Here is a 2471-nt window from a genome sequence, read left to right as displayed (position 1 = left end):
CGTGATGCGCCGTCAGCAGAAATGGGGTCTGGCCGCGTTCGCTATAATTATGAGCTGCTTGCAAAAGCAAGGTCGACTTGCCCGCATTCATAGTCGAAAAATTGAAATATAGCTTGGCCATGGCGCGCCCTGTTGTTCTTTTGTCGCCATATGCCAATAGATGCGCCCACCTTGCAAGCGCGCCCTCTCACACGAAGTTCAAAACCCGTGATCTAAAAACAGGCTATACCCAAGCCCAGTTTTGCAACAGGAGCACCCACCATGATCACCCGCCGCGCAGTCATAAAGTCAAGCTTAGCACTGCCGCTCGTCACACAGCCTCTGCTTGCTCAGGCAGTCTTCCAACGTGATAGCATGGCTTTGCGGGGATATGATCCTGTGGCCTATTTCACCAATGGCGCCGCCACCAAAGGTGAGTCGGACTGCGCCGCGCACTGGGACAACGCTACATGGCATTTTGCATCAGCAGCCAACCGCGCGCAATTCTTGAACAGCCCCGAAGCCTTTGCCCCGCAATATGGGGGCTGTTGCGCTTGGGCCGTATCGCAAGGCTATACGGCCCCGATTGGCCCTGATGCATGGCGCATCGTTGACGGGAAATTATACCTCAACGCCAACCGGCGCATTCAACGCCGCTGGGAACAGGATGTCGCGGGACATATTGCCCGCGCAGACGCCAATTGGCCAAACCTCCGCGCGGGCTTGTAATTGGGGCTTTACCCCTGCAGCGAACGCACCGCCAATTCACCCTCACGTGCGGCTTTCATGGCCAAGGCTGCCGCATGGCTGCCTGCAAGCGTGGTGTAATAGGGGATCTTGTCATAGAGCGCGACTGTGCGCATCGAGCGGCTGTCTTCCACCGCTTGCGCGCCTTCGGTCGTGTTCAAGACCAGATCAACCATCCCGTCCTTCATCATATCGACAATCGTGCGCCCACCTTCATAGGCCTTGTTGACCACATCAGATGAAATCCCGTGATCGGCCAAGAATTTCGCCGTGCCTGAGGTGGCCAAAATCTTGAGGCCCAAATCGGTCAAGGTTTGCGCAGTTTCCACCAAGAGCGGCGATTTATCCGCATCTTTGATCGACAAGAACACTGTGCCTGCCGTTGGCAAAACAGTTCCCGCGCCAAGCTGCGCCTTGAGGAAGGCACGCGCAAAGCTGCGATCCCACCCCATCACCTCGCCCGTTGACCGCATTTCTGGCCCAAGCAGCGTATCCACGCCAGGGAAACGGGCAAAGGGCAGCACCGCTTCCTTGACCGAGAACCACGGCGTGCGGAAATCTGACAGGCTCATCGGGTCGCCCATCAGGATAGACGCGTTGTCATCCACAGGTTGATGAGGCGCGGCCTTGGGGAAAACCGAAAGTTTCTCTCCCGCCATCAAGCGCGCTGCGATAGAGGCAATTGCGCTATCCGTGGCCTTGGCCACAAAGGGTACAGTGCGCGAAGCGCGTGGATTGACCTCAATCAAATAGATATCATCGCCTTTAACCGCGAATTGAACATTCATCAAACCAACCACATTGAGCGCGCGCGCCAGTGCCTCGGTCTGGCGGGTGATCTCTGCGATAATCGCATCGCTAAGCGTATGAGGCGGCAAGGAACAGGCGCTATCGCCTGAATGCACGCCCGCCTCCTCAATATGCTGCATAATGCCCGCGACATGAACCGCGTCACCATCGCACAGCGCATCCACATCAACCTCGGTCGCGCCATCAAGATAGCTGTCAAGAAGCACAGGGCTGTCGCCAGACACCACCACAGCCTCTGCGATATAGCGGTTAAGCTGTGCTGTGTCGCGCACGATCTCCATTGCGCGACCACCCAGAACGTAAGAGGGGCGGATCACCAAAGGATACCCCAAGGCCTCAGCCGCGGCTTTTGCTTCCTCGTCAGAATGGGCAATCGCATTTTCGGGCTGCTTAAGCTCAAGCTTTTGAACAAGCTGCTGGAACCGCTCGCGATCCTCCGCCAAATCAATCGCATCGGGCGATGTGCCAAGGATTGGGATACCTGCCTCATGCAACGCGTTGGCCAATTTCAGCGGGGTCTGACCGCCAAATTGCACGATAACCCCATGCAATGTACCTGCGTCCTGCTCCACGCGCAGAATTTCCATCACATGCTCGTAGGTGAGAGGCTCGAAATACAGGCGGTCGGACGTATCATAATCTGTTGAAACAGTCTCTGGGTTACAATTGATCATGATGGTTTCATAGCCTTGCGCGGTCAGCGCAAAACACGCGTGACAGCAGCAATAATCAAATTCGATCCCCTGCCCAATGCGGTTTGGTCCGCCGCCCAAAATCACAACTTTTTTCGCATCCGAAGGACGCGCTTCGCATTCCACATCGCCCATCGCAGGGGCCTCATAGGTGGAATACATATAGGGGGTCTGCGCCTCAAACTCGGCCGCGCAGGTGTCGATCCGCTTAAATGCGGCAACGATCCCTGCACTGGTGCGATC

General features: G+C 56.4%; 2 protein-coding genes and 1 pseudogene. 1 reads left to right on the top strand and 2 read right to left on the bottom strand.

Annotated elements, in window-relative coordinates:
• A pseudogene (locus ACR0B3_RS23690) lies at nucleotides 1-121 on the bottom strand (thymidine kinase); the annotation flags it as partial.
• A 140-nt stretch (nucleotides 122-261) separates the two neighbouring features.
• Here ACR0B3_RS23690 and ACR0B3_RS23685 point away from each other — a divergent pair.
• Nucleotides 262-708 (top strand): YHS domain-containing (seleno)protein, encoded by a 447-nt coding sequence (locus ACR0B3_RS23685; RefSeq protein WP_480811200.1) that lies wholly within the window; start codon nucleotides 262-264, stop codon nucleotides 706-708.
• 8 nt (nucleotides 709-716) lie between these two features.
• On the opposite strand, the gene carB is transcribed toward ACR0B3_RS23685, so the two are convergent.
• Nucleotides 717-2471 (bottom strand): carbamoyl-phosphate synthase large subunit (carB, locus tag ACR0B3_RS23680; RefSeq protein WP_480811199.1); only part of this gene is annotated, 1755 nt, incomplete at its 5' end.

The sequence above is a fragment of the Ruegeria sp. CE9 genome (assembly GCF_056537425.1).
The sequence above is the reverse complement of the archived record's forward strand: the minus strand, read 5'-3'. Positions and strand labels throughout refer to the sequence as shown.